Below are 24,023 nucleotides of genomic sequence, written 5' to 3'. Positions count from 1 at the left end.
TGCTCAATGATAAATTCGGAGCAGGTGATGAAAACTTACAGAACAAGCGCACAGTGGCAGCAGCTTTTGCTGAAACGCAGTACGTTTAGTGGTACTAATATTGAATTCTGCCAACACCATAATGTCGCTATTACGACTTATTATAAACAACGTGCTTTACTGGCAAAAGACCAGCCTAATTCCACCTTGCCAGTGCACACGCAGTGCCTTACATCATCACGTTTTGTCCAGGTAAAACAAACTACTGAAGTCTGCGCGCAAACTCGTCAAAATACGCTGCAGTTTGATACGCTAACCGGCCAACTCACGTTTCCTATCGATTTAGCGACGGCCGATATCGTTGCCATTATTAAAGGGCTAACGGTATGAGGATGTTCGTTGATGTACCCACCGTCTATTTATGTGCCGATGCCGTTGATTTTCGAAAATCAATTAATGGTCTGGCGGCGTTGGTGGAAGCAGAGCTTGAACTACCCGTGCTCAGTGGTGCGCTATTTGTGTTTTGTAATAAAGGCCGTGACAAACTCAAACTGCTTTACTGGGATAACACCGGTTTTGCACTGTGGTATAAGCGATTAGATAAGCATAAGTTCAAATGGCCCAAACTCATGTCACCCACCATGACCTTAAGCGAGCAGCAATTACACTGGTTATTATCGGGTTATGATGTGATTGGACACAGTAAAATTGATGTCGCAGGTAAGAAAATGCTTTAATATTTGCGATCGATTGATGATCATCAAAGTGAGTTCAGTTAGCACTGCAAAGCCTTTGATGATGCCTTAAAATAGGCGTCATGAAAAATGAACTCGCCCTTAAACAGCGCATTGCTGAACTTGAAAAACTGTTAGCGCAGAAGGATGCCCAGATTGCGGCATTGGAAGAGCGCTGGAGCTTGGCCCAACAAAAACAATTCGGCAAAAGTGCTGAAGGCTTTGCCGGGCAAGGCGAGTTATTCAATGAAGTGGAAGAAATTGTTGAGGAAGTTGAGGCAGAGCAACAATCCATTAGCTATACCCGTAAAAAGCCGGTGCGTAAGCCACTGCCAAAAGACTTACCTCGTGAGCAGGTTATTCACGACATCATCGACAAAACATGTGATTGCTGTGGCGGTGAGCTACATAAAATGGGTGAAGATAAGTCAGAAAAGCTTGAGTTCATACCCGCTAAAATCAAAGTGATTGAGCATATTAGGCCTAAATACGCCTGCCGTCACTGTGATAAATCCTCAACTCAGACACAGATTAAACAAGCCTCAATGCCTGCCATGCCCATCAACAAAGGCATTGCAACCAGCAGTTTGCTCAGTCAGCTTATCACCAGTAAATACCAATACGGGTTACCGCTGTATCGCCAGGAAGCGATGTTTAAGCAATACGGTATTGAACTCAGTCGACAGACCATGAGCAGCTGGATAGACAAATCAGCCACACTCTTCGCGCCATTAGTTGAACGGCTTAAAGCCGAGCTGTTAAGGCAACCCACGCTGTTTGCCGATGAAACGCCATTAAAGGTGGTGAAATCGGACAAAGTAAACAGTTACATGTGGGTGTATTGCTCGGGTCGAGATTCACCAGACCCGAATAATCCTATCCCTAATATCGTACTTTACGACTTCCACAATAGTCGCGCGGCCGCCTGCGTGGTCAATTATCTTGATGGATATCAAGGGTACTTGCACGTGGATGGCTATCAAGCCTATGCCAGAACAGAGGCAACCTTAATCGGCTGCTGGGCGCATGCTCGTCGTAAATTTATCGACGCGAAAAAGCTACAAGGTAAAAACAAAACCGGCAAAGCGGATGTGGTATTGAGCCTTATCCAAAAACTGTACGGCGTTGAGTCACGCATCAAAGATAAAAGTGTGGATGACAAATATACGGCAAGACAAGAGGTTAGCCTGCCTATTCTTAGCAAGCTAAAAATATGGCTTGAGCAGGATCAGCCAAATTTAGTGGGGAACAGCAAACTGATAGAGGCAGCTAATTACCTGGCAAATCAATGGCACAAGCTCATACGCTATGTTGATGATGGCCGACTTAGCATCGATAATAATAGAGCAGAACGCGCGGTAAAACCGTTTGTGATAGGCCGAAAGAATTGGTTATTTAGCCAAACGGCTAACGGTGCCCATGCTAGTGCCACCCTTTACAGCATTGTGGAAACCGCCAAGATAAATGGTCTAATCCCATTTAATTACATCTGTGCTTGCCTTGATGAACTGTGCCAGCCTGAGCCCGATATCGACAGCTTGTTACCCTGGAATTTTAAAACATAGGTGTAGTTCGCTAGACGCTCACGATGAATCAACGTATTTAGCAGCATTAAAACGCAGAGGCTCACCACTTTTAAAATTTGCAATTAATAGCTAAATTTTACTAGTCGTCCACCTCAGGGCGTGTTGTTATAGGGCTGGCTCACTTTCTTGGGGAACAGACACAGCAGACTCTAACTCTAATATTTCTGAATACAACGTGGTCAAGTGTTCAATAGTTAAATCTAATATCGGTTCATACATAAAAGAATTAAGGTGAATATTAGAGCTGACAGTAATACTAACTTTCTCAAGGGTTTTGATAGCATTACTATCTGGCAATTCTTTTACATATGACTTTATTAATGCGCCAAATTGATTCTTTGATTGACACCAATAAGCGTCGTTTTCTTTTATTTTACGCATTTCTTCAATAAGAAAAATTTCAGAAGTCATTCTAATAGCAATTGATAAAAGAACTTTATCCTCTAAATTAAGGCCATCGTGATTGGCCCTATTCTTGATCTCGTTAGCTTTAGAAAATAGTAATTCTTTAAATGAATTTGTATTGTTAGTTGGGTAGGTTGTGCCAAATAATCGATTATAAATTTCATAATACTCCCCAATTGTGATTTGGGAGGTATCTTCTTTCCAGTGAAGCAAGCTAGTCAGCTTTAAGTAGTCAGGATCATCTTCACCTTTTATGTATTCAAGAAGATTTCTTGTAAAAGGTACAGTTGCGCATAAGATAAAATCACTACTTGTTATGTGCTCTTTCCACTTACCAATAAAATAATTTTTTATACCTTCAGCTTTTGATAGTTTTATGCCATCAGCCGTTCTACTAGCCATTAAGCATCTTTCATAATGTACGAAGCTATTTGATAAAGTCCTGAAGAAATCAAAATTATGGGTCAAAATTAATTGTGAAAAATACTCTACTTTTGATATATCCTCAAGATATTGAACAATTGCATGCTTATTCTTATAGTCAAAAGAATCCGCAACGTCGTCAATAATAAAAAGTGTTGGCGCTGACTTCCTTTTTCTATCTTCGACTTCAAAGATAAAATTAAGAAGATAGAGTGCACGCTTCTCTCCTTGGCTTAAAGACTTTATTTCACTTCTGGTACAATCTATTCGATCATCACCATCTTTAAACGTGAATTTTAATTTTGCTTTATCTTTTCCTAAAGCAGCTTCAACTTGGTTGAATAGTGACAAAGTGAATGGCATATCCACAAAGCGGTTATTAAAAAGCTCTATAGCTTTAGACCAATTCGGTGCTTCTGTTGCTGCGTCTAATTCGATTTGTCGTAGCTCAGTCTGATTGGCAGAGAATGCTTCTAGAAATACGTCAGTATCTGGACTGTTTTGAATATAAAAAGCCCACAAGCTCCTCTTGAATTCTACTTGATTCTCAGGCTTAACATTATGTAAAAGCAAATCAACTTCTGTTGCGGAAATACTTTCCAATAATGAAATCAACGCTTGAGTTTGCGCATTTTTAGATAAGTTACCTCTTAACTTTTTAAGCTCAGCATCACTGTCGATTGATTCATGCACAATTTTCATCTTTTCTTGAAGCTCTTCGTAATCAATTGAAGAAGCATCACCTTTTAGGTGAACTTTATGCCCACCTGCAAAGTACCCTTGGTTGTTTAAGGTGTTAAAAGAAGTATCAGCTTTTACAGGGTTAAAAACTCCGCGACTATAAATAGAACCTGTCTGATTAAAAAGCTCTTGATATCGTTGATTAAACTCATTAGATTTTGATAAAAATTCAGGACTCTCTAATATCGCAATAGCTTTAGGGTCAAAGATATCATTATAAATAAAACTTCCTAAATCATCTCCAATGACAATTTCTTTTGCTAACTCTATCGCTCTTACAAAATCATCTGCGTGAAAGTCATTTATCAGTTTATTTTCGACATCATCTTTTTTTATTTTTGATTTTTTTTGGAGTGATGTACCAAGCTTTGATTTCAGCTTATTAATATTTGAAATTAATGAGTCATATCTAGCCTTACTTTCCTGATTAATAAGAATATTCGTTACAGCTTCATTATCAGAGTTTATTTCTATTTCAGATTTAAGAACGTATATTTGTTCCTTTTGGATATCGACATTATCAACTTCAACAATACAAGTTGTTTGGCGATTAAAACGCTCTTCTTTTGGTTTTTCACCTTTTGATAAAGCATCAAAAGTTCTAGAAAACGATGTTTTCATCAATCCATTTGGGGCATAGATTGAGTAAGCTTTAGCTTTTCCTCGGGCATTCGACAAATCAAAAGCTTCATCTAATGAAGAAATACCGTAACAGTTTTCAAGACGTACTTTAAGGTTATCCATAACTCATCCTTTTAATTATTCACTGAGGGTAGGTTAATCATCTAGCCCTATAACAGCTTATTGAACACCATTTTAGCGGTTCATAACACACTAAAACGGCGTATATTTCATACCCTGATAATTTCACCAAAAATTACTTTTGTAAACGAGTAATTAAAATAGCTAGGAATTGATCTTGTTATTTTGCACCAAAACGGCGTTTAATAATGTTGTCGCACAAAATTAGCCTTCTACTCAAATAAGCAGGAATAAATTTAACTTTTTAATGTCCGCTTATCGCTCTTTTGAGGCATTCGCCTCAACACGTTTTGGGGCAGAAACGAGTTACGCTTTAATGTCCGCTATTGGCACAGAGCCGTCCTTCGGCTCAAACTTATTTTTGTCCAAAAACGATTTTATCTGACAGTCTGCTTCTCGCTCAAATAAGCCCCCGAAAAGTGGCTCATATAGCTATCTAGGTTAACGCTTTCGAAAAACAAAAGTAAATTTCCTATAACTACCTTTGAAGCACTAGAAACGGAAGTTTGCTTCCGAAATATAGTGATATAGGCTTACAAATCGGAAGTTTACTTCCGTTTTGTACTTTAAGATTATAAACCGGTGTTTAATGAAAGACTGGGAAGTCTAGAGGTACAAGCAAACATTGGGTTATTAAATTTAATAATTAGCTTTTAGCTAAATTTAGAAAAACTTTAAAGCTGGTAGTTTGATTATTTGAACTGACCTCTATATTTCCACCGTTTGCTTGTGCTAGAGCTTTAACTATTGCAAGCCCTAAACCAGCTCCATCGCTGTGTCGTTGGCGCGATTTATCGGGTCGATAAAAGCGGTCAAATAAATAAGGTAAATGCTCAGAAGGTATTCTCTCCCCAGTATTAATCACTGAAATACATATTTTTTCAGCGGTAAATATTTCACTATTTACTGTGATTGATGAGCCTTTTGGGGCATACCTTATTGCATTGGATAGGAGGTTTGATAATAATTGGCGAAAGTGTAATTTGTCACAATAAAAACAAAAGTTTTGACCTTTTTTCTTAAATGTAATCAATGAGTCTTCAGCCAAAGCATCAAAGTACTCAAATAATGCTTCAATTTCATCATGGCTTTTTAGAGTATTTTGAACGGGTTTAACCAGTCCATTCTGAGTTTTTGCAAGCCAAAGCATATCACTAACCATCTTAGTTAGTCGTTCCAGCTCTTCTAGATTAGAAAACAATAATTCTTGATACTCTAACAACTGTCTTTTTTTAGATAAACCAACCTGTGTTTGAGTGATTATATTTGTTAGTGGAGTACGTAACTCATGCGCAATATCACTAGAGAAATTTGATAAACGAATAAATTCACCTTGGAGTCTGTCGAGCATCGAGTTAAACGACTGCACCATATTAACAAGCTCAATAGGCACTTTATTTTCATCAAGCCTTACATCCATCTTATTAGTTTGGATGTCATGCATTTTCTGACTCAAACCTCGTAAAGGGTTCAATCCTTGATGTATAGCAAACCAAGCCACCAATAAAATGAGTACCGCAGAGCCAAACATAATAGCCCAAAGGCTTTGTTGAAATTGATTGAGAAAGTGTAAATGAAAGCTCATGTCTATCGCTGTAGTAATTTTGTATTGCTGTTGCCCAGTACTTAAATTACTCACCAGAGCTCGGTAGGTGTGGGTATCATTTTGCCATGAGGTAATGTTGTTACGGTTAAAGCCAGCTGAAGCATTAGCACTCATTACAAAATCACTAAAATCTCGTTCAGAACTTTGAAAAATGAGCTCTCCTTTTGCGGTATTTACCTGATAGTAAACACCGTGATGACCCGCTACAGCGTTAGATAATTCATTTTTAAGTTTCAGGTTTGATTTATACTGTTGTCTTAAAACTAATTCAATAGATTGATTAATAACATGCAGTTCACTACTATCTTGCTGGAAAAAATGATGTTTTATCGAACTATTTATTAAGGTGGCAACTAAAGTTAAGCACGCAATAACGGTTACAGCGACAAACAACACAACACGCATCGTAAGTGATAAAGGCCGTGACTTAATAGCCATCAGTTTCAACCTCTAATTTATAGCCCATACCACGAACCGTATGAATTAATTTAACAGTAAAGTCATCATCAACTTTTGCTCTTAGCCTACGAATGGCAACATCAATCACATTGGTGTCGCTATCAAAATTCATATCCCATACTTGAGAAGCAATTAACGAACGTGGCAGTACTTCACCTTCGCGCCGTAACAATAGTTCAAGTAAGCTAAACTCTTTATTACTCAATAAAATACGCTTGCCTGCACGTTGTATTTTTCGCTTTGGAATATCCATTTCTAAATCAGCAACTATCAGTATATCGTCAACTGTTTGTACTACACCACGGCGAATAAGAGTGCGTACTCTTGCTAAAACTTCAGCAAAAGCAAAAGGCTTTATTAAATAGTCATCAGCACCAAGTTCGAGCCCCTTTACTCTATCGTCTATACTATCGCGAGCAGATAAAAATAGTACTGGGGTTTTGTTATCTGCTTCACGTAGCGACTGTAAAATTTTCCAACCGGATACGTCAGGTAACATGACATCAAGTATTATTACATCAAATAAGTCGGTCATTGCTAGGTGATGACCGTCAAGTCCATTGCGCGCCAAAGAAACCTGAAAACCAGCTTCACTTAGTCCCTGTTTTAAATAATCTCCTGTCTTTGATTCATCTTCAACAACTAATAAGCGCATACAATTCCTTCATTAAAGTCCTAACAACTACCTCTGCAAATATTATGCAGTATCTGTCACTACAGCAACATGACACCAACATTACAACTTTGTAATGTTCGCGTCATGTTTAAGACAGGTCTATTTTCTATACTCAATACATATTCTGGTATGAAGGAGTAAGGAAATGGGGTTTAAAAAGTCATCACAACAGGTTAGCACACCACGAAGACGATTTGTTCAAGGCTTAATTGCAGGAGGTGTACTTGCTGCTTTTCCGAGTGTATTACATGCTGCATCATCTTTAGTAGCAGGAACAATAACAGGCACTGTGCCCGAACTTAGCGGCAAAGTAATTGATCTGGTTATAGATGAATCGCCGGTTAACTTTACTGGCGTAGTACGTATGGCGACAACTATCAATGGCTCTATACCCGCCCCTACCTTGCGCCTCAAAGAAGGCGATGACGTTACTATTAGAGTAACAAATAAGTTATCAGTACCGAGTTCAATTCATTGGCATGGCATTATTTTACCGTATCAAATGGATGGCGTACCTGGTATCAGTTTTAAAGGCATTATGCCTGGCGAAACCTTTGTTTATAAATTTAAATTACAACAAAGCGGTACATATTGGTATCACTCACATAGTGGCTTTCAAGAAATGACTGGCATGTACGGTGCATTAATTATTGAACCGCGAGAAAAAGATATTATTAGTGCAGATAACGAGCATGTTATTCAATTATCTGATTGGACTGATGATGACCCAATGGCGCTGTTCCGCAAATTAAAAATACAGAGTGATGTATTTAACTTCAATCAGCCCACTGTTCCAGAATTTTTTGATGACGTTTCAAATAGCGGTGTTTCGAATGCTTTGCAACGCCGCAAAATGTGGAATCAAATGAGAATGAATCCTACAGATTTAGCTGACTTATCTGCATCAGCAATGACCTTTTTAATGAACGGTAGTACGCCAATGTCAAATTGGCGAGGAATGTTTAAAGTTGGAGAAAAAGTAAGACTTAGGTTTATTAATGGCTCAAGCAATACTTTTTTTGACGTTCGTATTCCCGAACTAAAACTAACAGTTGTACAAGCTGATGGGCAAAACGTTGAACCAGTGACAGTTGATGAATTTAGATTCGGCCCTGGTGAGACCTACGACGTAATTGTTGAGCCTAAAAATGATGCCTATACGATTTTTGCTCAAAGTATGGATCGCTCTGGTTACGCAAAAGGAACTTTATCAAGCTCGCCTAATATTGATGCGCCAGTACCTGCACTTGACCCTGTTGAATGGTTAACGATGACCGATATGATGGGCAATATGACCCACGGCGGTGAGCATTCTGCAATGGCAGGTATGGCTGGCATGTCAGGTATGAACTCTAAAGAAATGGATCATAGCGCTATGGAGCACGGTGCAATGGCGATGGATCATAGCAAACATGGTATGTCTGAAAACCCATTGGCAGTTGCCAGCACTAAAGTGCGTCATGCCAAAACGGAGTATGGAGCTTCAGTTGATATGCGCGTTGATATGCCTAGAACAAATCTTGATGATCCTGGTATTGGTTTACGTAAAAATGGTCGCCGTGTTTTAACACTTGCAGATTTACACTCACTTGAAGGGATCACTAACCAGCAAGAGCCAGAAGCTGAAATTGAGTTGCATTTAACCGGAAATATGGAACGTTATAGCTGGTCATTTGATGGCTTAGAATTTGGTAAAAGCACGCCAGTGCATATGAAGCATAACCAACGTTTAAGAGTTATTTTACAAAACGATACCATGATGACGCACCCTATGCATCTGCATGGTATGTGGAGTGATTTAGAAAACGAGCAAGGTGATGTGCAAGTGCGACGTCATACAATACCTGTTCAACCCGCACAAAGAATCAGCTTTTTAACCACCCCTCACGATGTAGGGCGCTGGGCTTGGCATTGCCATTTATTATTCCATATGGATGCCGGCATGTTTAGAGAGGTAGTCGTATCATGAAACAATTAAAACTATCTAAATCATTTAGTTTATTAATGTTAACTGGGGCTTCATTAATTAGTTTCCCTTTATTAGCGCAAAGTGAAATGGCACAAATGAATAGCGCTAAGATGCAACCACAAGGAGGAAGTGCACCTAAAGATGCAAGAGACCCCCATGCTTACTCTGCGGGAACAACTTTAACAGAAGGCCCATATGCGCTTGAGGGCAATGAGCGATTAACACTCGCTGATGAGCATCCATTTTACGCATTACTAGGCGATCGTCTTGAATATAACGAGCAAGCAAACGCAGGTGTATTTGACTTACAAGCATGGTACGGCACTACCTTTGATCGATTGGTAATTAAAACCGAGGGTGATTTCAGCGAAGGAAGTATTGGAGAAAACCAAACCGATATTTTATGGGGTCACGCCGTATCAGCATATTGGGATACTCAAGCAGGTGTTCGTCTTGATTACAATAAAGAAGGTGAAAATCGGCAATGGTTGGCTTTTGGCTTACAAGGTTTAGCCCCTTATTGGTTTGAACTTGATATGACAGCATACGTAGGTGAGCGAGGCAATACCGCATTTACGTTAGAGGCAGAGTACGAACTACTACTCACGCAAAAGCTAATTATACAACCGCGAGCCGAAATTACACTTTATGGCAAAAACGATAAACAAAACGAGCTTGGAAGTGGCCTATCAAGCAGCGCGATTGGCTTTAGGGTTCGTTATGAATTTACACGCCAGTTTGCGCCCTATATTGGCGTTGAATGGAGCAATAAATTTGGCAATACCGCCGACTATGCCACATCAAGAGGACAAAGTAGCAACAACACCGCATTTGTTGCGGGTATTAAATTTTGGTTTTAATCATTTTAAATAAGAGGTAATTATGAAGTTTTTTAACTCTGCAGTAGCCATTTTAGGTTTAGTGCTTACATTTTCCGCATCAGCGCATATATCACTCAAGCAATCAATACCTGCACAAGAAGCCATGTTAATGCAAGGACCAGAGGAACTTTCGTTAATTTTTAGTGGTGAAGTAAGGCTAGCAAAAGTCATCATCAAAGATGAAAAAAATAAAACAATAAACTTTGATTTCAAACCCAGCGCCACCCCAAGCACAGACTTTAATTGGTCATTACCGAGCCTAGCCCAAGGCACTTACACGGTTAAATGGACAGCACTGGGTGGTGATGGACATAAAATGACTGGCACGTTTAGATTTATGGTACATAAAAATGAATCGCATAAGATGATGCAAGAACAATCTAATACCCACAGCAAACATAATCATTGAGTAGCAACATCATGCAATTAAGTGAATGGTCAGTGCTCTTACTATTATTAAAACTAGCAAGCTATATAGCAATTGTAGGGCTTGCGGGCACTTTATTAATGCGCTTTATGTGTGGCAACAGCAATGTTGCAGGGCATCACTTAATTAGCTTTCATCAGTTCTTAAAACGTTGGCAAATTACGTGTGTAGTTACAGGTAGTATTGCTGCACTTTTACAAGTACCTATAGAAGCTGGAGCAATGGCTGGATCAGGCTTTATGGGAATGTTTGACCCCTTTATGCTTGAAATTGTTTGGCAATCAGTCATAGGTGACCAAGCAAGGTTTAGAATACCAGCGCTTATTATTGCTCTAATTAGCGCATGTATGTGGAATGTGGAATCAGATGATAACGTAGCAGGTTATAAAAACGGTGCCGTTATACTAATCATGCTTGGGTTTATCGCTTATAGCTTCACTTTTACTGGGCACAGTGCAAACGAAAATGGGTTAGTGAAAAGTATTTTAACCTTTCACCTTATTGCCATTGCGAGCTGGTTAGGGTCATTGTGGCCGCTTTACAAAAGCTGCACTTTACTACCTACCAGTGAAGTAAAGCGGTTAATGCATTACTTTGGTCAACTCGCTATTGTTATTGTATTTGTACTACTTATTTCGGGCTTAACTCTGCTCCTGCAGTACCTAGAGTCATTTTCTGCATTGTTTACATCAGATTATGGGCAACTAATTTTATTAAAGCTGTTACTCGTCAGCGCGATGCTGCTCCTAGGTGCATGGCATAAGCTTTTTTTAGTCCCGCAAATCACTCAACAACACCATATAAGTATATTAAAACGCTCGATTACTGTTGAAATAGTAATTGCCCTGTTTGTGCTTATTACAACAAGTGTATTTACCACACTTGTTGGTCCGCCTATTTAACGATTAATAAAAAGGGAAACGTATGTTAATTAAATCCTTTAATTTAAAAATTTTATTGCTACTAATTTTTAGCACTGTTAGTTCTTTTACTGTTAGTGCACATGACGATGAAAAATATTCAAAAAAAGGCAAGGCCTTTGTCAATGTTGATAGCGAGGCTGCAAAAACAGTCAGCCTATTTCATGCATCTCTAAAACAAGGTAATCGCGAAGCTGCACGTAAATTACTGGCCGACGATGTCATCATTTTTGAAGGCGGAAGTGTTGAGCGTTCTGCAGATGAATACGCGAAACATCATATGATAGCGGATATGAAATTCTTTAGTGCTGTTAATAGTGAACTACTAGAGCATCAAGTTTACACAAATGGAGACATAGCTTACTCAATTTCAAGAAGTAAAACTCAAGGAAAGTACAAAGGAAAAGATATTAAGTCTATGGGAATGGAATCAATCACATTAAAAAACACCGATACAGGTTGGAAAATCACTCATATTCATTGGTCAAATTAAGGAGTTAACAATGCGAGTAATCTACATTACCTCAGCGTTATTTTTATCATTAACTATGTCATTTTCGGCGATAAGTATCGAAAAACAACATAAAGCATTAATAACTTATGAGAATTCAGAAAAACCTAAAATTGAGCTTACCGTTTATAAAAGTAAAAATTGTGGATGTTGTAATAAGTGGATTGCTCATTTGAGCGAAAACAATATTCAAACAAAAGCAATTAACGTCAATGACATGGGGACGATTAAATCTCAGTATCAAATAAAACCAAATATGCGGTCATGCCATACAGCCGTTTCAGCCGATGGATTTGTATTTGAAGGTCATGTTCCCGCCAAACATATAAAACAGTTTTTAGCTGAACAACATCCTGAAAAGACGATAGGGCTCTCTGTTCCCGCTATGCCTGCTGGTACGCCAGGTATGGAAATGGGCGATCGCTTTTATAAATATAATATTGAAATGCTTACGCACGATTTACAGCAAAATACTTATAAGCATATTAGCAAATACGCTGAGCAGTTTTAACACTTATGGCACAACTCTTGATGTAATATTAAACATTGATTCAATGATTAAATATATAGTGGGTTTACGCCTAATAACCTGTAAGAATTACCCATTGGTATAAATGATATACAAAGTAAATGATAGAAAGGAGCCATCTAATGTCGCAGTATTTAAAGCTTTTCTTAATGATAGCCACATCAACATTAGTCATGTTTGTACTGATGTATTTGAATACTTATCAGCTAAGTCATGTTTTTTTTAGTGAAACTCGTACTTATATGGCGCTTTATATGGGAGCCATGATGGCAGTGATAATGCTACTTTTCATGCTCAATATGTATAAAGATAAAAAGAAAAATATAACAGTACTCATTGCTAGTGTTACCGTATTTGCGGGAAGTTTATTTTTAGTTCGATCACAAGCGACTGTTGATGATAGCTCATGGATGTCGGCGATGATCCCACATCATTCAATTGCAATACTCACCAGTGAAAGGGCAAAAATCAAAGATAAGCGAGTCCAAGAGCTTGCAACAAATATTATTGAGGCACAGCGTCGTGAGATTAAAGAAATGCAGTGGTTACTAAAGGATATAGAGAAAAATGGCCTAGCAGAAACTCAGGAGCAAGCACAATCTAGGACCGTACCGGATTTTAATGCTAAGTAAAATTTTATACCAATACATAAAAGGGAGCTAAACATGAGTAAATCAGCCCAACTTTTTAGAATGGCCACAGATGAGCATATTTGTCCGTTTGGTTTAAAATCAAAAGACCTACTAGAGCGAGAGGGATATACAGTTGATGATCAGCTATTAACTTCTCGAGAGCAAACAGATGAATTTAAAAAACAACACAGTGTAGAAACTACACCTCAAACATTTATTGATAATAAACGTATAGGTGGCTATGTCGACTTACGCGATTACTTTGATAAGCCAAAAGCTGGGCAAGAAGGTACAACTTACACGCCCGTGATTGCGATTTTTTCGGTTAGTTTTTTGCTTAGTGTGGCATTTAGTTTTGCAGCGAATAATAGCTTATTATCAATGCAAACCGCTGAACTGTTTGTAGCCCTAACAATGGCAGTGTTAGCAATACAAAAGCTTCAAGACTTATTTAGCTTTACTAATTCATTTATAACCTATGACTTAGTCGCTATGAAAGTAGTCAGGTACGCCTATGTTTACCCATTTTTAGAAGCATTTGTTGGCATTGGAATGATAGCCGGATTACCAGCCTATATTATTGCCCCTATTTCATTGTTCATAGGTGGGGTTGGTGCTGTTTCAGTGATAAAAGCAGTCTATATAGATAAACGAGAGTTAAAATGTGCGTGTGTAGGCGGTGACAGTAACGTACCACTAGGGTTTATCTCCCTAACAGAAAACCTGTTTATGATCGCTGCCGGTATTTGGATGTTTGTTAAGTAAACAACAGCTTTAATTTAAAAACATGATGATGTACTAGTGTGATTACCAAGGGATTATGTCGCTCTAATTACCGAGCGACTTTGTCGTAAATAGCATATCAGCTGTACTAGCTCATATCAGTTCTTACAGTTAAGGTGAATAAGTTTAGACTTCATCAGGCAGACTGCTATGAGCGAGAAGCAGACGTCCATACAAACTCGTTTTTGGACAAAAACGTTTTAGAGTATTTATTTGGTAATTCCTAATCAGCCGACGTGTCAGCGGTCGGCTGCATTTTCTTGTAAGCTTTATAGTGCAATACTCTAGTGTTTACACCTAAATATTCATAAGCCGCAGCAGCCTTCATTACCAAATCTTCGTCTCTACACAGAAAAAAATGACAAAATGAAGCAACACCTGCATGCGTCATATCACTAAAGGATGCCCGAAATCTTCTATCTTTTTTCATTTTTGAATCACGATAGTAACCGAGAAAATTTAACTGGTGATAGACTGCGTTGACTTTCTCTTGAATAGTTCTTTCTCTATCCGAATCTGCTTCAAAGCTACGAGGTTTCACTCCAAAAAATGTTTCTATACCAATTCCTGAGAATTCTTCAATGCCTGATAAAATCTGCCATATTTTTTCCACCACGTTTGGCGGTTTTACATTTTTTAATATAACTGGCCCAATTCCCGTTTTGGCCTCGAACTCTGAAACTGGGGATTCGCCTCCTTCATCAAGTTCCTCTGCTACTCTCGAAGATTGACTGCTCATCAACGCAGGCAAATCTGCAATAAGCTTTTTGGTACTTTCTATATGTATGGTTTCATCTAGCGCAATTTCGTCAATTCCCTCTAAAGCTTCCATCATGTACTTTTGTAAATCAACAGAACCTTGCTGAAAGATTTCTCCAAAAGACTTATCTGATTGTCCCCCGTAAAATTTCATGAGCATCTCAGACATGCCAAAATCGCCACTACAGCTTTCCGATTGATTTGCTAAAAAGCGCTTATAGGTATCACTTGCTAGATGTAGTGGCTCGCGAACATAATCCCTCTGACTTGATTACATCGTACATTTTGGACTCACATTAAGTGAGAATATGACCGGTGCCTGACTCACTTTAATTGACAATGAACTCACGCTAATCGAGAACGGGCTTGCAAACATAATCAGTCGGCTCACTTTATTTAAGAATAACGACAGTTCATAAAAATGGACGTTAAAAGATACCGTTCGTTAGTTTATGCATATAAAGCAGCCTGCGCCATTACTTATTTAAGCGTCAAAACTTAAAGCGTGAAAGCTTAGGTATGTATCGGTTAGTGTCAGACTTATATTTTAGAAAATCATCGCCATGCACTTTCTTCAAATAAGGCTCTTCAATTTGTCGAACAATCACTTCAATGCAAATCCAACATACAAAAACACATGCCCAAAGCAGCAAATGTGGGAACGTTATACACACCCCTGCCCAAAATAGAAAAATACCAAAGTAAATGGGGTTGCGAGACTTTGCGTAAATCCCGTGGGTAATAAGTGCAGTCGTTTCTTGCTGGTCAACGCCAATACGCCATGAATCTCCCATTTGAATTTGAGACAACAAAGTTACAGCAATTCCGCAGGCGCCAATCAAGGAGCCGAGAAGCTGAAATGGAATTGAAGGAACAAATAGTAGGGGCGCACGTCCTAAGTAACCAAAAAGAACTAGACCAAATGCAAAGCAAAACGTAACCACGAATATAGCCCCTGGTACAATTTCTATTAATGGTGCGTTTATAGATGCTGCTCTTATACCAAAATCACCATTTCTCTTATATTGAACAAAGCTTCTACCGAGGACGGCTAGCGCCAAAAAACTACTAATTAAAATAAGCGAAACCATATCTATCCTTATCGTACATGACGTTAAGAATATGATTGTAAAGTCTATACTTAATAAAGAGTCAATAGGTACCTAAAAATCGTTCAGGTAAAACTTGGGCATTTACGAATAAATGCCCAAGAACACTACTGATCCCCTTTACTATGCACGAGTCGATAGAGTACAGGCAGCACTACCAGTGTTAGCAAGGTTGACGATATTATCCCGCCGATGACCACCGTGGCCAAAGGCCGTTGCACCTCTGCACCTATGCCCGTATTGAGCGCCATGGGCACAAATCCAAGGCTTGCCACTAGTGCTGTCATTAATACCGGACGCAAGCGAATAAGTGCCCCTTCAACAATGCTATTCACTAATTCTCCGGTTTCTAGCAAACGTTGCTTGATGAAGGACAGCATTACCAATCCGTTTAATACGGCAATCCCAGACAACGCGATAAATCCTACCGACGCGGATATGGATAAAGGCATATCCCTTAACCAAAGAGACATTACACCGCCTGTTAATGCCAAAGGGATACCTGTGAAGATAATCAACGCATCGCGTATAGAACCAAACGCAATTACCAGCATTGTCAAAATCACAAACAACGTAACCGGTACCACAATCGTCAATCGTTGACTCGCACTTTCGAGCTGCTCAAAGGTTCCACCATAGTCGAGCCAATAACCAGCAGGTAAATCTACTTCATCATTAATTCTCGCCTGAGCTTCTTCAACAAAAGTGCCAATATCTCTGTCACGCACATTTGCTGTGACAACAATACTACGTTTGCCATTCTCCCGGCTTATTTGGCTAGGTACTTCTTTAAATGCAAGTGTGGCTAATTCGCTTATTGGTACATGCTCACCAGAGGGCGTGACTATGGGAACGCTCTCAAGCTGAGTGAGTTCATTTCGAATGTCGTCGGCATATCGCACGACAATTTCAAAGCGTCTGTCGCCCTCAAAAATCATTCCAGCGGTTTCTCCACCTGTCGCAGCATTGAGCCATAACTGCAAGTCGGCTATATCCAAACCAAAGCGTGCCAATTGATCAGGCTTTGGTGTGACGGTGAAGATTGGAATGCCTTCTACCTGCTCAAGCCTCGCGTCATCAGCTCCTTCAATCGTTGAAATAACGGTCAAAATGTCAGAAGCAGATGCAAAGAGCGTATCTAAGTCATCCCCAAATAGCCTTATCCCCAAATCTGCCCTTACGCCACTAATCAATTCGTTAAAACGCATTTGTATAGGTTGCGTAAATTCATAATTATTGCCGGGCAAAGTAAACAAGTCCTCTTCAAACGTTTTCACTAACTCAGCTTTTGTCATTGATGGATCGGGCCATTGCTCCCGAGGCTTTAAAATAACAAACGTATCAGTAATGTTTGGTGGCATAGGGTCGGTGGCGACCTCACCCGTACCCGTGCGACCGAATACCGTCTGTACTTGCTCATACTGCATAAGTTTCGCTTCAAGAGTTTTTTGCATTTCAACTGCTTGTTCTACCCCAGTCCCAGGGATGCGTATCGCTTGTACTAAGATATCACCTTCATTGAGCTGGGGAATAAACTCGGAGCCTAATTTACTGCCCATCCATAAACTGCCGACAACCAAAGCACTCGCTGCTACTACCACTAGCCATCTAAAACGCAGCGCTCCGGTTAAAACAGGACGATAGACTGCCTTTGCACCTTTAATAATTGGGCTTTCTTTTTCGCTAATTTTACCTCTCATGAAAATTGCTATCGCCGCAGGCACTACGGTAAAACAAAATACCATTGCGGCAAGCAAAGCCATTATCACGGTCGCTGCCATGGGGTGGAACATTTTACCTTCGACGCCAGTGAGCGTGAACAAGGGGATATAAACAATGGTAATGATCAATACACCAAACAAACTGGGGCGTATGACTTCATTAGTGGCTTCATATACAACATTCAGCCTTTCTTTGAGCGGTAGAGTAGCGCCGTTTTGTTTCTGGGATTCGGATAATCGTCTGATACAGTTTTCAACAATGATAACTGCGCCATCGACAATCAAGCCAAAATCCAGTGCGCCTAAACTCATCAAGTTAGCAGACACATCTGTTTTGACCATGCCCGATATCGTGGCAAGCATTGCCAAGGGTATTACAGCGGCGGTAATAAGTGCAGCTCGCACATTCCCAAGCAAAACGAATAGCACAACGATGACAAGTAAAGCGCCCTCGACGAGGTTTTTCTGCACTGTGTCGATGGTTTTGTCAACGAGGCTTGTCCTATCGTAAACCGCTTCAAGGATTACGCCCTCGGGTAAGCTTGTTTTAATGGTTTCGAGCTTACTGTCCACAGCTTTGGCGACCGTACGAGAGTTTTCTCCCACTAACATCATTGTCGTGCCAATCACTGTTTCTTGGCCATTTAACGTGCCGGCTCCAGAGCGCAGCTCTTTACCGAGGTTGATTTGGGCGATGTCTTGAATTTTTACCGGTACGCCATCAATGATCTTAACAACCACTTGGCCGATATCGTCGATGCCCTTAAGTTGGGCTTCCGATCTGATCAGTACTTGTTGCCCATTTTGTTCTACAAAACCAGCGCCTTGATTCGCATTGTTGCGTTCTAGCGCACTGAGAAGGTCACCTGTACTTATCCCAAAGTTTATCATTGCGACTGGATTAGGATTCACATGATATTGCTTTTCAAATCCGCCTATCGCATAAACCTCGGTCACCCCCTCAACAAGCGACAATTGGGGCTTAATTACCCAATCATGGATCTCCCTTAATGCCATAGCATCATAGGGTTGACCGTTGTCCTGTCGCGCCTGAGGCTCAGCACTTAACGAGTACATGTAAATTTCACCCAAGCCTGTGGAGATAGGGCCCATTTCAGGGGTTAACCCTGTTGGCAATTGCGCCGCGATGGCGGTGAGACGCTCGTTGACGAGATTTCGTGCGAAATATAAATCAGTGCCCTCTTTAAACACGACTGTGACTTGCGACAAACCATAGCGTGATATCGAGCGGGTATACGATAAATTAGGCAAACCGGCCAGCGAGGTTTCAACTATAAACGTTATGCGTTGTTCAGTCTCCAAAGGCGAGTAACCTGGGGTTGCGGTATTTATCTGCACTTGCACGTTGGTGATATCAGGCACAGCATCAATCGGCAATTGTTTGTAACTGTACATACCAAAAAAGGCGACAAACAAGGCGAACAACATCATGACACCACGTCGCTCAATGGATAGACGGAGTATTGGTGCTATCATGTTCTCACCTCACCGTTTTTATGGACTTGGCTTTGCTTTTGACAATAAATGCGCAGGTAATTAGTCATCATCGCCCGCCTCCATTTTTAATAAATCAGCTTTTAGTAGATAGCTATTTTCTACAACGACTTGCTGGCCTATTTGAACGCCCTTCACAATCTCTACTAAACGGTTGTCCGTGTTCCCAAGCTTTACTTGGCGGGGGTAAAATCGCTCCCCTTCTTTGACAAAAACAATGGTTTGCCCATCTAACTCTTGTATTGAACTTTTGGGGAGAGCCAGATTGACTTCTTGGAACCCAATCTGAATATAACCCTCTACCATAGCGCCTAAAGGCCAATAACCACTGCCATTATCAACGTTCACAAACGCGATAGAATAAGGTTTGTCATCAGGTGAGGACGTAATGTGGCTTATACTTGATTGTTGCTGCAATTCCTCAAGCCTTAAAGTGACTTCCATATCAGCGGCAATACGAGTACGTTGTTTGGGGAAAATAGCCAATTGAGCAATTGCGCGAGAGTAATTAGCAACAGAAAGCAGTACTTGACCGTTGGTGAGCTCACCATCATTGGCGTGTCTAGCTATGATTTTTCCAGACATCGGTGAGGTGATTGAGTATTGATTTAAACTCTCGTTTGACTCAATGATTGCCAGTGTGTCACCTTTTTCTACTTTATCTCCAATATTCACCATGATACGTTTTACAACACCGTCGAAGCGGGCACGAATATGACTCAGTGACGCAGGATCATGAACTATCCGCCCAAAGGTTCTGGTTGTGAGCGATAATGTTCCTGATGCGGCCGATGCAGTCACGATATCGTGTTCAAGCATCCGTTCTTGAGATAACACTACGTACTCGGGTCTTTCTTCGGCTTCCTCATCGTCATCATCAGCCAGGGCGACAGAAGCAAACAGTAAAGTAACTAGCATGACTAACATGCCAAGCAAGTCACGTGCGCTAGTAACTAATGTAAATTGTGATTTATTCATTATTTTTTCTCTATTCATTGTGATGATTGAGCAGACGTCGAGGGAGAGTCAGAAAACACAGGAATTCCCGTAAGTGCCTCTAGATCTGCGCTTCGAAGGTGAACTAAGCCTGCGGCTTTTATCATAGTTCGTTGCATATCTATGAGTTGCTGTTGCGTTGTCACCCACTCTATGTAGTTGTAGCGACCACTTTCATAGCCATCCCGCGCCAATTTCAATGCAGATTCCAATGTTGGGACGACATTGTCTTGAAGGGTCGTAACAGTGAGCAAGGCTTGGTCTTTTGCGCTAATGACTTGATTTAATTGGCGAGTGAGTTCACGAATTTTCGCTTGTTTTTGATAGTCTATACTGTCAAGCAATGCGCGCTGTTGTTCGTATTCACCTAGATTCCGCTGCTTGGTATTTAACGGCACCGAAATACTGGCGACTAACGCTGTGTCATCAATTCCCTGCATTCTTCGGATACCGGCTTCCCACGCAATGTCGAACTGCTGACTGGCCTGAACCACTCTCAATCTGGCCTCTTGTACCCGATAGTTATCAGCATAAAGCAGAACGTGTGGATTGCTTTGAAGCTGTGAAAGCATATGTTCAAGTGATAGTGAATTTGGAAACGATAACAGTGTCCCTTCAACTTCCGCAAACGCAGCGTTAGTGTCACCCCACATGATGGCCAGGTCGCGTTTATACTCATTGAGTTTTTGTTCACTTATCAATAACGACAAACGCGCCTGCGACAACGCTGACTCTGCACGTTTTTTCTCAAGTGGTGAAGAAGCCCCCGCTTCAACCCGTGTAGAGACTGTCTGAAGCATTGTGCGAGCCAGCATTTCAGCTCGTTGCTCAGTCTTGTGCAACGCTTGTTGGACAATGACATTGATATATCGTCGAGTTGTTTCACCCAAGATGTCCAGCGTACGAATGCGCCGTTGTGTAAGCAGTTGTGCTTTTTTTGAACTCACCACATTCATTCGGCCGCTGACTTTATCTCCAAGCTCGATGACCGACGATAAGGTCAGTGTCAATTCGGCATCTTTGATACCAGACACTTCGCCTGTTCCCAACACATTATCAACTTCAACCCCAACAGACATTTCAGGTCGTAAGCTGGCCATTTTTGATTCACCATCCAAAGCCGAAGATTTAAATTCGAACACAACTAAATCTGGGTTGTTTGATAATGTGCGTTTGAGCGCATTTTCAAGCGTGATTGAAGACTTTTGCGCATTGGCAGATTGAACAGATATACTCATGGTTACCAGTGCAGCAGATATCAATTTCAGATACGCTGAGCTAGCTTTTTTTATGCCCAATGGGCGTGAAGAACTCATAAAAGAACCTTTTGTTCATAAGATAACGACATTCATGGAAAGCACCCATGCAAACATATAGGAGGGAATGGATTAATGTTGAGGTGGGCGCAAAAGGCCTTCGACTAGGCCGTCAGTGACGTTGCGGGAATAACTGTATTGATTGGTATATAACGGTTTAGATACGTCATTTATTGGGTGCTGTGCCAGAAACTTAATCTGTCCACATTGACACAGCACACAATGGAAACACTTAGACTCTTCACTCGACGTATTATCACCAGCATTTACATTTTTTTCGGGAACATCATAAGTGCCTATCGACTTTGATTGTTCAGGGACTGACGATACCTCCGCAGGGTAGTCATCGCATTGAGCGGCGAACGAAAAGCCCGATTGACACATGAGCAAAGTAATAAGTAGCCATGCCAACCTACGCAGTTTTGATGTGCAATTAAAAATTGGCATGTTCTTATCAACTTTGCGCATTAAGCGCTCGCTGTCTTTCATTTCCAGCATCTTCGAGGATCATTTTTGCCCCGCGCAACACAACGCACGAAACTATCACACCGATAACCAGATCAGGCCATCGAGAATCGAGCCAAAACACCAAAACGCCAGCAGAGATAACACCTAAGTTGGCAATCACATCGTTGGCTGAAAATATCCAGCTTGCCCGCATATGCACTTCTTCATTTCTTTGTTTGCGTATGATCACAAGACAAATGACATTAGCAACCAGTGCAACTGCCCCCATAGCCATCATTAGTCCCGATACAGGTTCGCTACCGTAAATTGACCGTCTTACAATATCAATGATAATCAACACACCCAGTGCCATCTGAAAAAAGCCGCTAATTCTAGCCGCATTGGCTTTGTGCAATAGCGATTTACCAATAGCATAAAGGGCAACACCATAGACAACTGCGTCGGCGAGCATATCAAGTGAATCGGCTATTAATGCGGTTGAATTAGCAAGCAACCCGATCCCCATTTCTATAACAAACATTGTCGCGTTTATTCCCAAAAGCCAATACAAAACCTGTCGTTGAGACTGGTCTTTTATTTCAACTTCGCACCCACATCCGCTCATTAGAAACACACTCTTTACTGATGAATAGTATGAGTATAAAGTCTATACTTGGTATAGAGTCAACGGTTAGGAGAAAAAAATGAAAATTGGTGATGTCGCAAAGACGACAGGTTGTAGTATTCAGACCATTCGTTTTTATGAAAAGAAAGGGCTATTGCCTGAGCTCAAGCGCTCAAGTGGAAATTATCGTGTCTACGACAAGGGGACTATTGAACAACTCCTATTTATTAAACAGTGTCGTTCATTGGATATGTCTATCATGGAAGTAAAAACGCTCATGGACAGTCGTTCGAAGCCAGATCAGAGCTGTTCAAATATCAATACGTTAATAGCTAAGCATTTATCAGACGTCATTATTCGCATTGAAGAGCTAAACGCATTAAAGTCATCACTCGAAAATATGGCGTCAAAGTGTGATCAAAACAAAACCATTAGGGACTGTGGCATTTTAAATTATTTACACACTTAAAAGTGTAAGAAGCACACAGTTTCACTGTGCGCACTCGCCTCAACGTGTATCTATCGGCTAACATTCGTCATTTGTGTAGATTTATAAGGCAAAAATCAATAGCCTGAACTTTTGATACTGAGTCAGCCATGCATATTCATTTGTGGCCCTACAAAGCGATTTACATCGGAATCAGTCCTGATAATGATGTTCATGCACATCATGCTGTCCAAATTTGCATTGGTTTAGACAAAGACATCTCGGTTCAAGATTACAAGGCACAAAGTATTCACACCGGACAATGTATTGTGATTTTCGAAGATGTCCCTCACAAGGTTTTGGCACAGGACAATCAGATTGTAGTCATCTATTTAGAGCCTGAAGATAGGCAAAACCAACAATTTCTCAAAGCCTTACGTCAAGCCAGGAGTGATGGAATTAATACTCTGCCGCTTACTAGCAAAGAATTGGGATCCATTTCTCAGCATCTATTTACTGACGTCGATATCGACAAAGTGTGGAAAACAGTAAATAAAGCGGTAGGGCTAGTCTATAGTCCTGCGCTTTCATCGCGCCCTGAGGATAAACGGGTACGAGCGGTCATCGACATTATTGCTTCGCAGAGAGGTTGTGCAATCGATATGGCGTTTTTATCATCGAAGGTTTTTTGTCCCCAAGTCGTCTAACACTGCTCTGCATTTGATGTGTCGTACGGGTTATCTAAAGGCAAAAAAGCTTTCGTCCCCTGCTTGAAAGGTTCGTAATTTGTTGAAATGAAATCTATGAGATTACTGAACTCTTCACTACCCAGCGTAAGTTCACTTTTGGGACTATCTAATTCTAGTGTTTCACTATCAAGCCAACCCTTTGGCTTATTATACCGACCAAGCTTCAAGAACACTTCGTCTTCTGAGGTGTTATGAGGGATTTTCCAAAATATTGCTCGGGTCAACACTCTAGGTTTATCACGAATTATTTTAGCTAATCTATCTTTAATTTTTGCCATGATACCTCTTTATTTCCTCATCGCGTCCGGCGACCGTAGAGAGCGAGTTTAATGGCTT

The 24,023-nt window shown here is 40.5% G+C and carries 23 protein-coding genes; 13 read left to right on the top strand and 10 right to left on the bottom strand.

All coding sequences use genetic code 11. The annotated features are described in order from the left end of the window. Positions 1-27: 27 nt before the first annotated feature. The 3 genes from RB214_RS06315 (at position 28) to RB214_RS06305 (ending at position 2,278) form a co-directional block, all read left to right on the top strand. Positions 28-369 carry a hypothetical protein gene (locus RB214_RS06315; RefSeq protein WP_008467385.1) on the top strand — a complete coding sequence of 114 codons (342 nt, stop codon included), beginning with the start codon at positions 28-30 and terminating at the stop codon, positions 367-369. Then, the gene (gene tnpB, locus RB214_RS06310) at positions 366-716 is read left to right on the top strand and encodes an IS66 family insertion sequence element accessory protein TnpB (RefSeq protein ID WP_024604009.1); all 351 of its coding nucleotides are present in this window, start codon (positions 366-368) and stop codon (positions 714-716) included. Before RB214_RS06315 ends, tnpB begins: the two co-directional genes overlap by 4 nt. 80 nt (positions 717-796) lie before the next feature. Then, positions 797-2,278, top strand: coding sequence for an IS66 family transposase (locus RB214_RS06305; protein WP_002963282.1), 1,482 nt, complete (start codon positions 797-799; stop codon positions 2,276-2,278). Positions 2,279-2,404: 126 nt separating this feature from the next. Here the strand turns inward: RB214_RS06305 and RB214_RS06300 are convergent, their stop codons facing one another. From RB214_RS06300 to RB214_RS06290, 3 genes are all read right to left on the bottom strand, one after another. Beyond that, positions 2,405-4,612 carry a hypothetical protein gene (locus tag RB214_RS06300; protein WP_165744872.1) on the bottom strand — a complete coding sequence of 736 codons (2,208 nt, stop codon included), beginning with the start codon at positions 4,610-4,612 and terminating at the stop codon, positions 2,405-2,407. A 664-nt stretch (positions 4,613-5,276) separates the two neighbouring features. Continuing rightward, a complete protein-coding gene (locus RB214_RS06295; RefSeq protein ID WP_165744870.1) occupies positions 5,277-6,674 on the bottom strand; it encodes a heavy metal sensor histidine kinase in 1,398 nt (465 codons plus the stop codon). Further along, complete coding sequence (locus RB214_RS06290) at positions 6,664-7,350, bottom strand: heavy metal response regulator transcription factor (protein WP_004588805.1); 687 nt, start codon at positions 7,348-7,350, stop codon at positions 6,664-6,666. Before RB214_RS06290 ends, RB214_RS06295 begins: the two co-directional genes overlap by 11 nt. 166 nt (positions 7,351-7,516) lie before the next feature. Here RB214_RS06290 and RB214_RS06285 point away from each other — a divergent pair, with 166 nt between their 5' ends. The 8 genes from RB214_RS06285 (at position 7,517) to RB214_RS06250 (ending at position 14,005) form a co-directional block, all read left to right on the top strand. After that, positions 7,517-9,340: a copper resistance system multicopper oxidase gene (locus tag RB214_RS06285; protein ID WP_024604647.1), complete on the top strand. Its 1,824-nt coding sequence runs from the start codon at positions 7,517-7,519 to the stop codon at positions 9,338-9,340. Then, positions 9,337-10,200 (top strand): copper resistance protein B, encoded by an 864-nt coding sequence (locus tag RB214_RS06280; RefSeq protein ID WP_024604648.1) that lies wholly within the window; start codon positions 9,337-9,339, stop codon positions 10,198-10,200. The genes RB214_RS06285 and RB214_RS06280 overlap by 4 nt, the downstream gene beginning before the upstream one ends. Positions 10,201-10,222: 22 nt before the next feature. Continuing rightward, entirely contained in the window at positions 10,223-10,630 is a 408-nt protein-coding gene (locus RB214_RS06275) for a copper resistance CopC family protein (protein ID WP_004588802.1), read from the top strand. An 11-nt stretch (positions 10,631-10,641) separates the two neighbouring features. Then, positions 10,642-11,550 (top strand): copper resistance D family protein, encoded by a 909-nt coding sequence (locus RB214_RS06270; protein ID WP_024604649.1) that lies wholly within the window; start codon positions 10,642-10,644, stop codon positions 11,548-11,550. Positions 11,551-11,572: 22 nt separating this feature from the next. Beyond that, complete coding sequence (locus tag RB214_RS06265; RefSeq protein ID WP_309168615.1) at positions 11,573-12,061, top strand: nuclear transport factor 2 family protein; 489 nt, start codon at positions 11,573-11,575, stop codon at positions 12,059-12,061. Positions 12,062-12,071: 10 nt separating this feature from the next. After that, positions 12,072-12,590, top strand: coding sequence for a DUF411 domain-containing protein (locus RB214_RS06260; protein ID WP_004588799.1), 519 nt, complete (start codon positions 12,072-12,074; stop codon positions 12,588-12,590). Between the two features lie 140 nt (positions 12,591-12,730). After that, a complete protein-coding gene (locus tag RB214_RS06255; RefSeq protein WP_004588798.1) occupies positions 12,731-13,240 on the top strand; it encodes a DUF305 domain-containing protein in 510 nt (169 codons plus the stop codon). Between the two features lie 33 nt (positions 13,241-13,273). After that, positions 13,274-14,005: a MauE/DoxX family redox-associated membrane protein gene (locus RB214_RS06250; RefSeq protein ID WP_008463945.1), complete on the top strand. Its 732-nt coding sequence runs from the start codon at positions 13,274-13,276 to the stop codon at positions 14,003-14,005. 241 nt (positions 14,006-14,246) lie between these two features. Here RB214_RS06250 and RB214_RS06245 read toward each other — a convergent pair whose 3' ends face one another. The 6 genes from RB214_RS06245 to RB214_RS06220 form a co-directional block, all read right to left on the bottom strand. Continuing rightward, positions 14,247-14,951, bottom strand: coding sequence for a hypothetical protein (locus RB214_RS06245; RefSeq protein WP_309168614.1), 705 nt, complete (start codon positions 14,949-14,951; stop codon positions 14,247-14,249). A 322-nt stretch (positions 14,952-15,273) separates the two neighbouring features. Further along, a complete protein-coding gene (locus tag RB214_RS06240; protein WP_165744859.1) occupies positions 15,274-15,873 on the bottom strand; it encodes an isoprenylcysteine carboxylmethyltransferase family protein in 600 nt (199 codons plus the stop codon). A gap of 125 nt (positions 15,874-15,998) precedes the next feature. Continuing rightward, entirely contained in the window at positions 15,999-19,109 is a 3,111-nt protein-coding gene (locus tag RB214_RS06235; RefSeq protein WP_004588582.1) for an efflux RND transporter permease subunit, read from the bottom strand. A gap of 60 nt (positions 19,110-19,169) precedes the next feature. Further along, positions 19,170-20,105 (bottom strand): efflux RND transporter periplasmic adaptor subunit, encoded by a 936-nt coding sequence (locus tag RB214_RS06230; protein ID WP_036973832.1) that lies wholly within the window; start codon positions 20,103-20,105, stop codon positions 19,170-19,172. Between the two features lie 14 nt (positions 20,106-20,119). Further along, positions 20,120-21,439 carry a TolC family protein gene (locus RB214_RS06225; RefSeq protein WP_055022426.1) on the bottom strand — a complete coding sequence of 440 codons (1,320 nt, stop codon included), beginning with the start codon at positions 21,437-21,439 and terminating at the stop codon, positions 20,120-20,122. A 454-nt stretch (positions 21,440-21,893) separates the two neighbouring features. After that, positions 21,894-22,511 (bottom strand): cation transporter, encoded by a 618-nt coding sequence (locus RB214_RS06220; protein ID WP_010554767.1) that lies wholly within the window; start codon positions 22,509-22,511, stop codon positions 21,894-21,896. A 79-nt stretch (positions 22,512-22,590) separates the two neighbouring features. On the opposite strand from RB214_RS06220, the gene cadR reads away from it, so the two are divergent. Both cadR and RB214_RS06210 read left to right on the top strand, forming a co-directional pair. Then, positions 22,591-22,980 (top strand): Cd(II)/Pb(II)-responsive transcriptional regulator, encoded by a 390-nt coding sequence (gene cadR, locus RB214_RS06215; protein ID WP_004588587.1) that lies wholly within the window; start codon positions 22,591-22,593, stop codon positions 22,978-22,980. Positions 22,981-23,108: 128 nt separating this feature from the next. Then, positions 23,109-23,645: a hypothetical protein gene (locus RB214_RS06210; RefSeq protein ID WP_165745020.1), complete on the top strand. Its 537-nt coding sequence runs from the start codon at positions 23,109-23,111 to the stop codon at positions 23,643-23,645. Here RB214_RS06210 and RB214_RS06205 read toward each other — a convergent pair. After that, positions 23,642-23,965 (bottom strand): hypothetical protein, encoded by a 324-nt coding sequence (locus RB214_RS06205; protein WP_064667425.1) that lies wholly within the window; start codon positions 23,963-23,965, stop codon positions 23,642-23,644. The genes RB214_RS06210 and RB214_RS06205 overlap by 4 nt on opposite strands. Positions 23,966-24,023 lie beyond the last annotated feature (58 nt).

Source organism: Pseudoalteromonas sp. HL-AS1 (genome assembly GCF_031198785.1).
Taxonomy (GTDB): Bacteria; Pseudomonadota; Gammaproteobacteria; order Enterobacterales; family Alteromonadaceae; genus Pseudoalteromonas; species Pseudoalteromonas distincta.
The sequence above is the reverse complement of the archived record's forward strand: the minus strand, read 5'-3'. Positions and strand labels throughout refer to the sequence as shown.

What these genes read in the sequence shown, in the direction of transcription:
- RB214_RS06255 (WP_004588798.1), top strand. Translation starts at nt 12,731, where the DNA reads ATGTCGCAGTATTTAAAGCTTTTCTTAATGATAGCCACATCAACATTA.
- RB214_RS06220 (WP_010554767.1), bottom strand. Translation starts at nt 22,511, where the DNA reads ATGAGCGGATGTGGGTGCGAAGTTGAAATAAAAGACCAGTCTCAACGA.
- RB214_RS06205 (WP_064667425.1), bottom strand. Translation starts at nt 23,965, where the DNA reads ATGGCAAAAATTAAAGATAGATTAGCTAAAATAATTCGTGATAAACCT.
- RB214_RS06280 (WP_024604648.1), top strand. Translation starts at nt 9,337, where the DNA reads ATGAAACAATTAAAACTATCTAAATCATTTAGTTTATTAATGTTAACT.
- RB214_RS06250 (WP_008463945.1), top strand. Translation starts at nt 13,274, where the DNA reads ATGAGTAAATCAGCCCAACTTTTTAGAATGGCCACAGATGAGCATATT.
- RB214_RS06315 (WP_008467385.1), top strand. Translation starts at nt 28, where the DNA reads ATGAAAACTTACAGAACAAGCGCACAGTGGCAGCAGCTTTTGCTGAAA.
- RB214_RS06210 (WP_165745020.1), top strand. Translation starts at nt 23,109, where the DNA reads ATGCATATTCATTTGTGGCCCTACAAAGCGATTTACATCGGAATCAGT.
- RB214_RS06260 (WP_004588799.1), top strand. Translation starts at nt 12,072, where the DNA reads ATGCGAGTAATCTACATTACCTCAGCGTTATTTTTATCATTAACTATG.
- RB214_RS06290 (WP_004588805.1), bottom strand. Translation starts at nt 7,350, where the DNA reads ATGCGCTTATTAGTTGTTGAAGATGAATCAAAGACAGGAGATTATTTA.
- RB214_RS06285 (WP_024604647.1), top strand. Translation starts at nt 7,517, where the DNA reads ATGGGGTTTAAAAAGTCATCACAACAGGTTAGCACACCACGAAGACGA.
- cadR (WP_004588587.1), top strand. Translation starts at nt 22,591, where the DNA reads ATGAAAATTGGTGATGTCGCAAAGACGACAGGTTGTAGTATTCAGACC.
- RB214_RS06230 (WP_036973832.1), bottom strand. Translation starts at nt 20,105, where the DNA reads ATGAATAAATCACAATTTACATTAGTTACTAGCGCACGTGACTTGCTT.
- RB214_RS06225 (WP_055022426.1), bottom strand. Translation starts at nt 21,439, where the DNA reads ATGAGTTCTTCACGCCCATTGGGCATAAAAAAAGCTAGCTCAGCGTAT.
- RB214_RS06305 (WP_002963282.1), top strand. Translation starts at nt 797, where the DNA reads ATGAAAAATGAACTCGCCCTTAAACAGCGCATTGCTGAACTTGAAAAA.
- RB214_RS06265 (WP_309168615.1), top strand. Translation starts at nt 11,573, where the DNA reads ATGTTAATTAAATCCTTTAATTTAAAAATTTTATTGCTACTAATTTTT.
- RB214_RS06275 (WP_004588802.1), top strand. Translation starts at nt 10,223, where the DNA reads ATGAAGTTTTTTAACTCTGCAGTAGCCATTTTAGGTTTAGTGCTTACA.
- RB214_RS06300 (WP_165744872.1), bottom strand. Translation starts at nt 4,612, where the DNA reads ATGGATAACCTTAAAGTACGTCTTGAAAACTGTTACGGTATTTCTTCA.
- RB214_RS06235 (WP_004588582.1), bottom strand. Translation starts at nt 19,109, where the DNA reads ATGATAGCACCAATACTCCGTCTATCCATTGAGCGACGTGGTGTCATG.
- RB214_RS06245 (WP_309168614.1), bottom strand. Translation starts at nt 14,951, where the DNA reads ATGTCTGAGATGCTCATGAAATTTTACGGGGGACAATCAGATAAGTCT.
- RB214_RS06240 (WP_165744859.1), bottom strand. Translation starts at nt 15,873, where the DNA reads ATGGTTTCGCTTATTTTAATTAGTAGTTTTTTGGCGCTAGCCGTCCTC.
- RB214_RS06270 (WP_024604649.1), top strand. Translation starts at nt 10,642, where the DNA reads ATGCAATTAAGTGAATGGTCAGTGCTCTTACTATTATTAAAACTAGCA.
- RB214_RS06295 (WP_165744870.1), bottom strand. Translation starts at nt 6,674, where the DNA reads ATGGCTATTAAGTCACGGCCTTTATCACTTACGATGCGTGTTGTGTTG.
- tnpB (WP_024604009.1), top strand. Translation starts at nt 366, where the DNA reads ATGAGGATGTTCGTTGATGTACCCACCGTCTATTTATGTGCCGATGCC.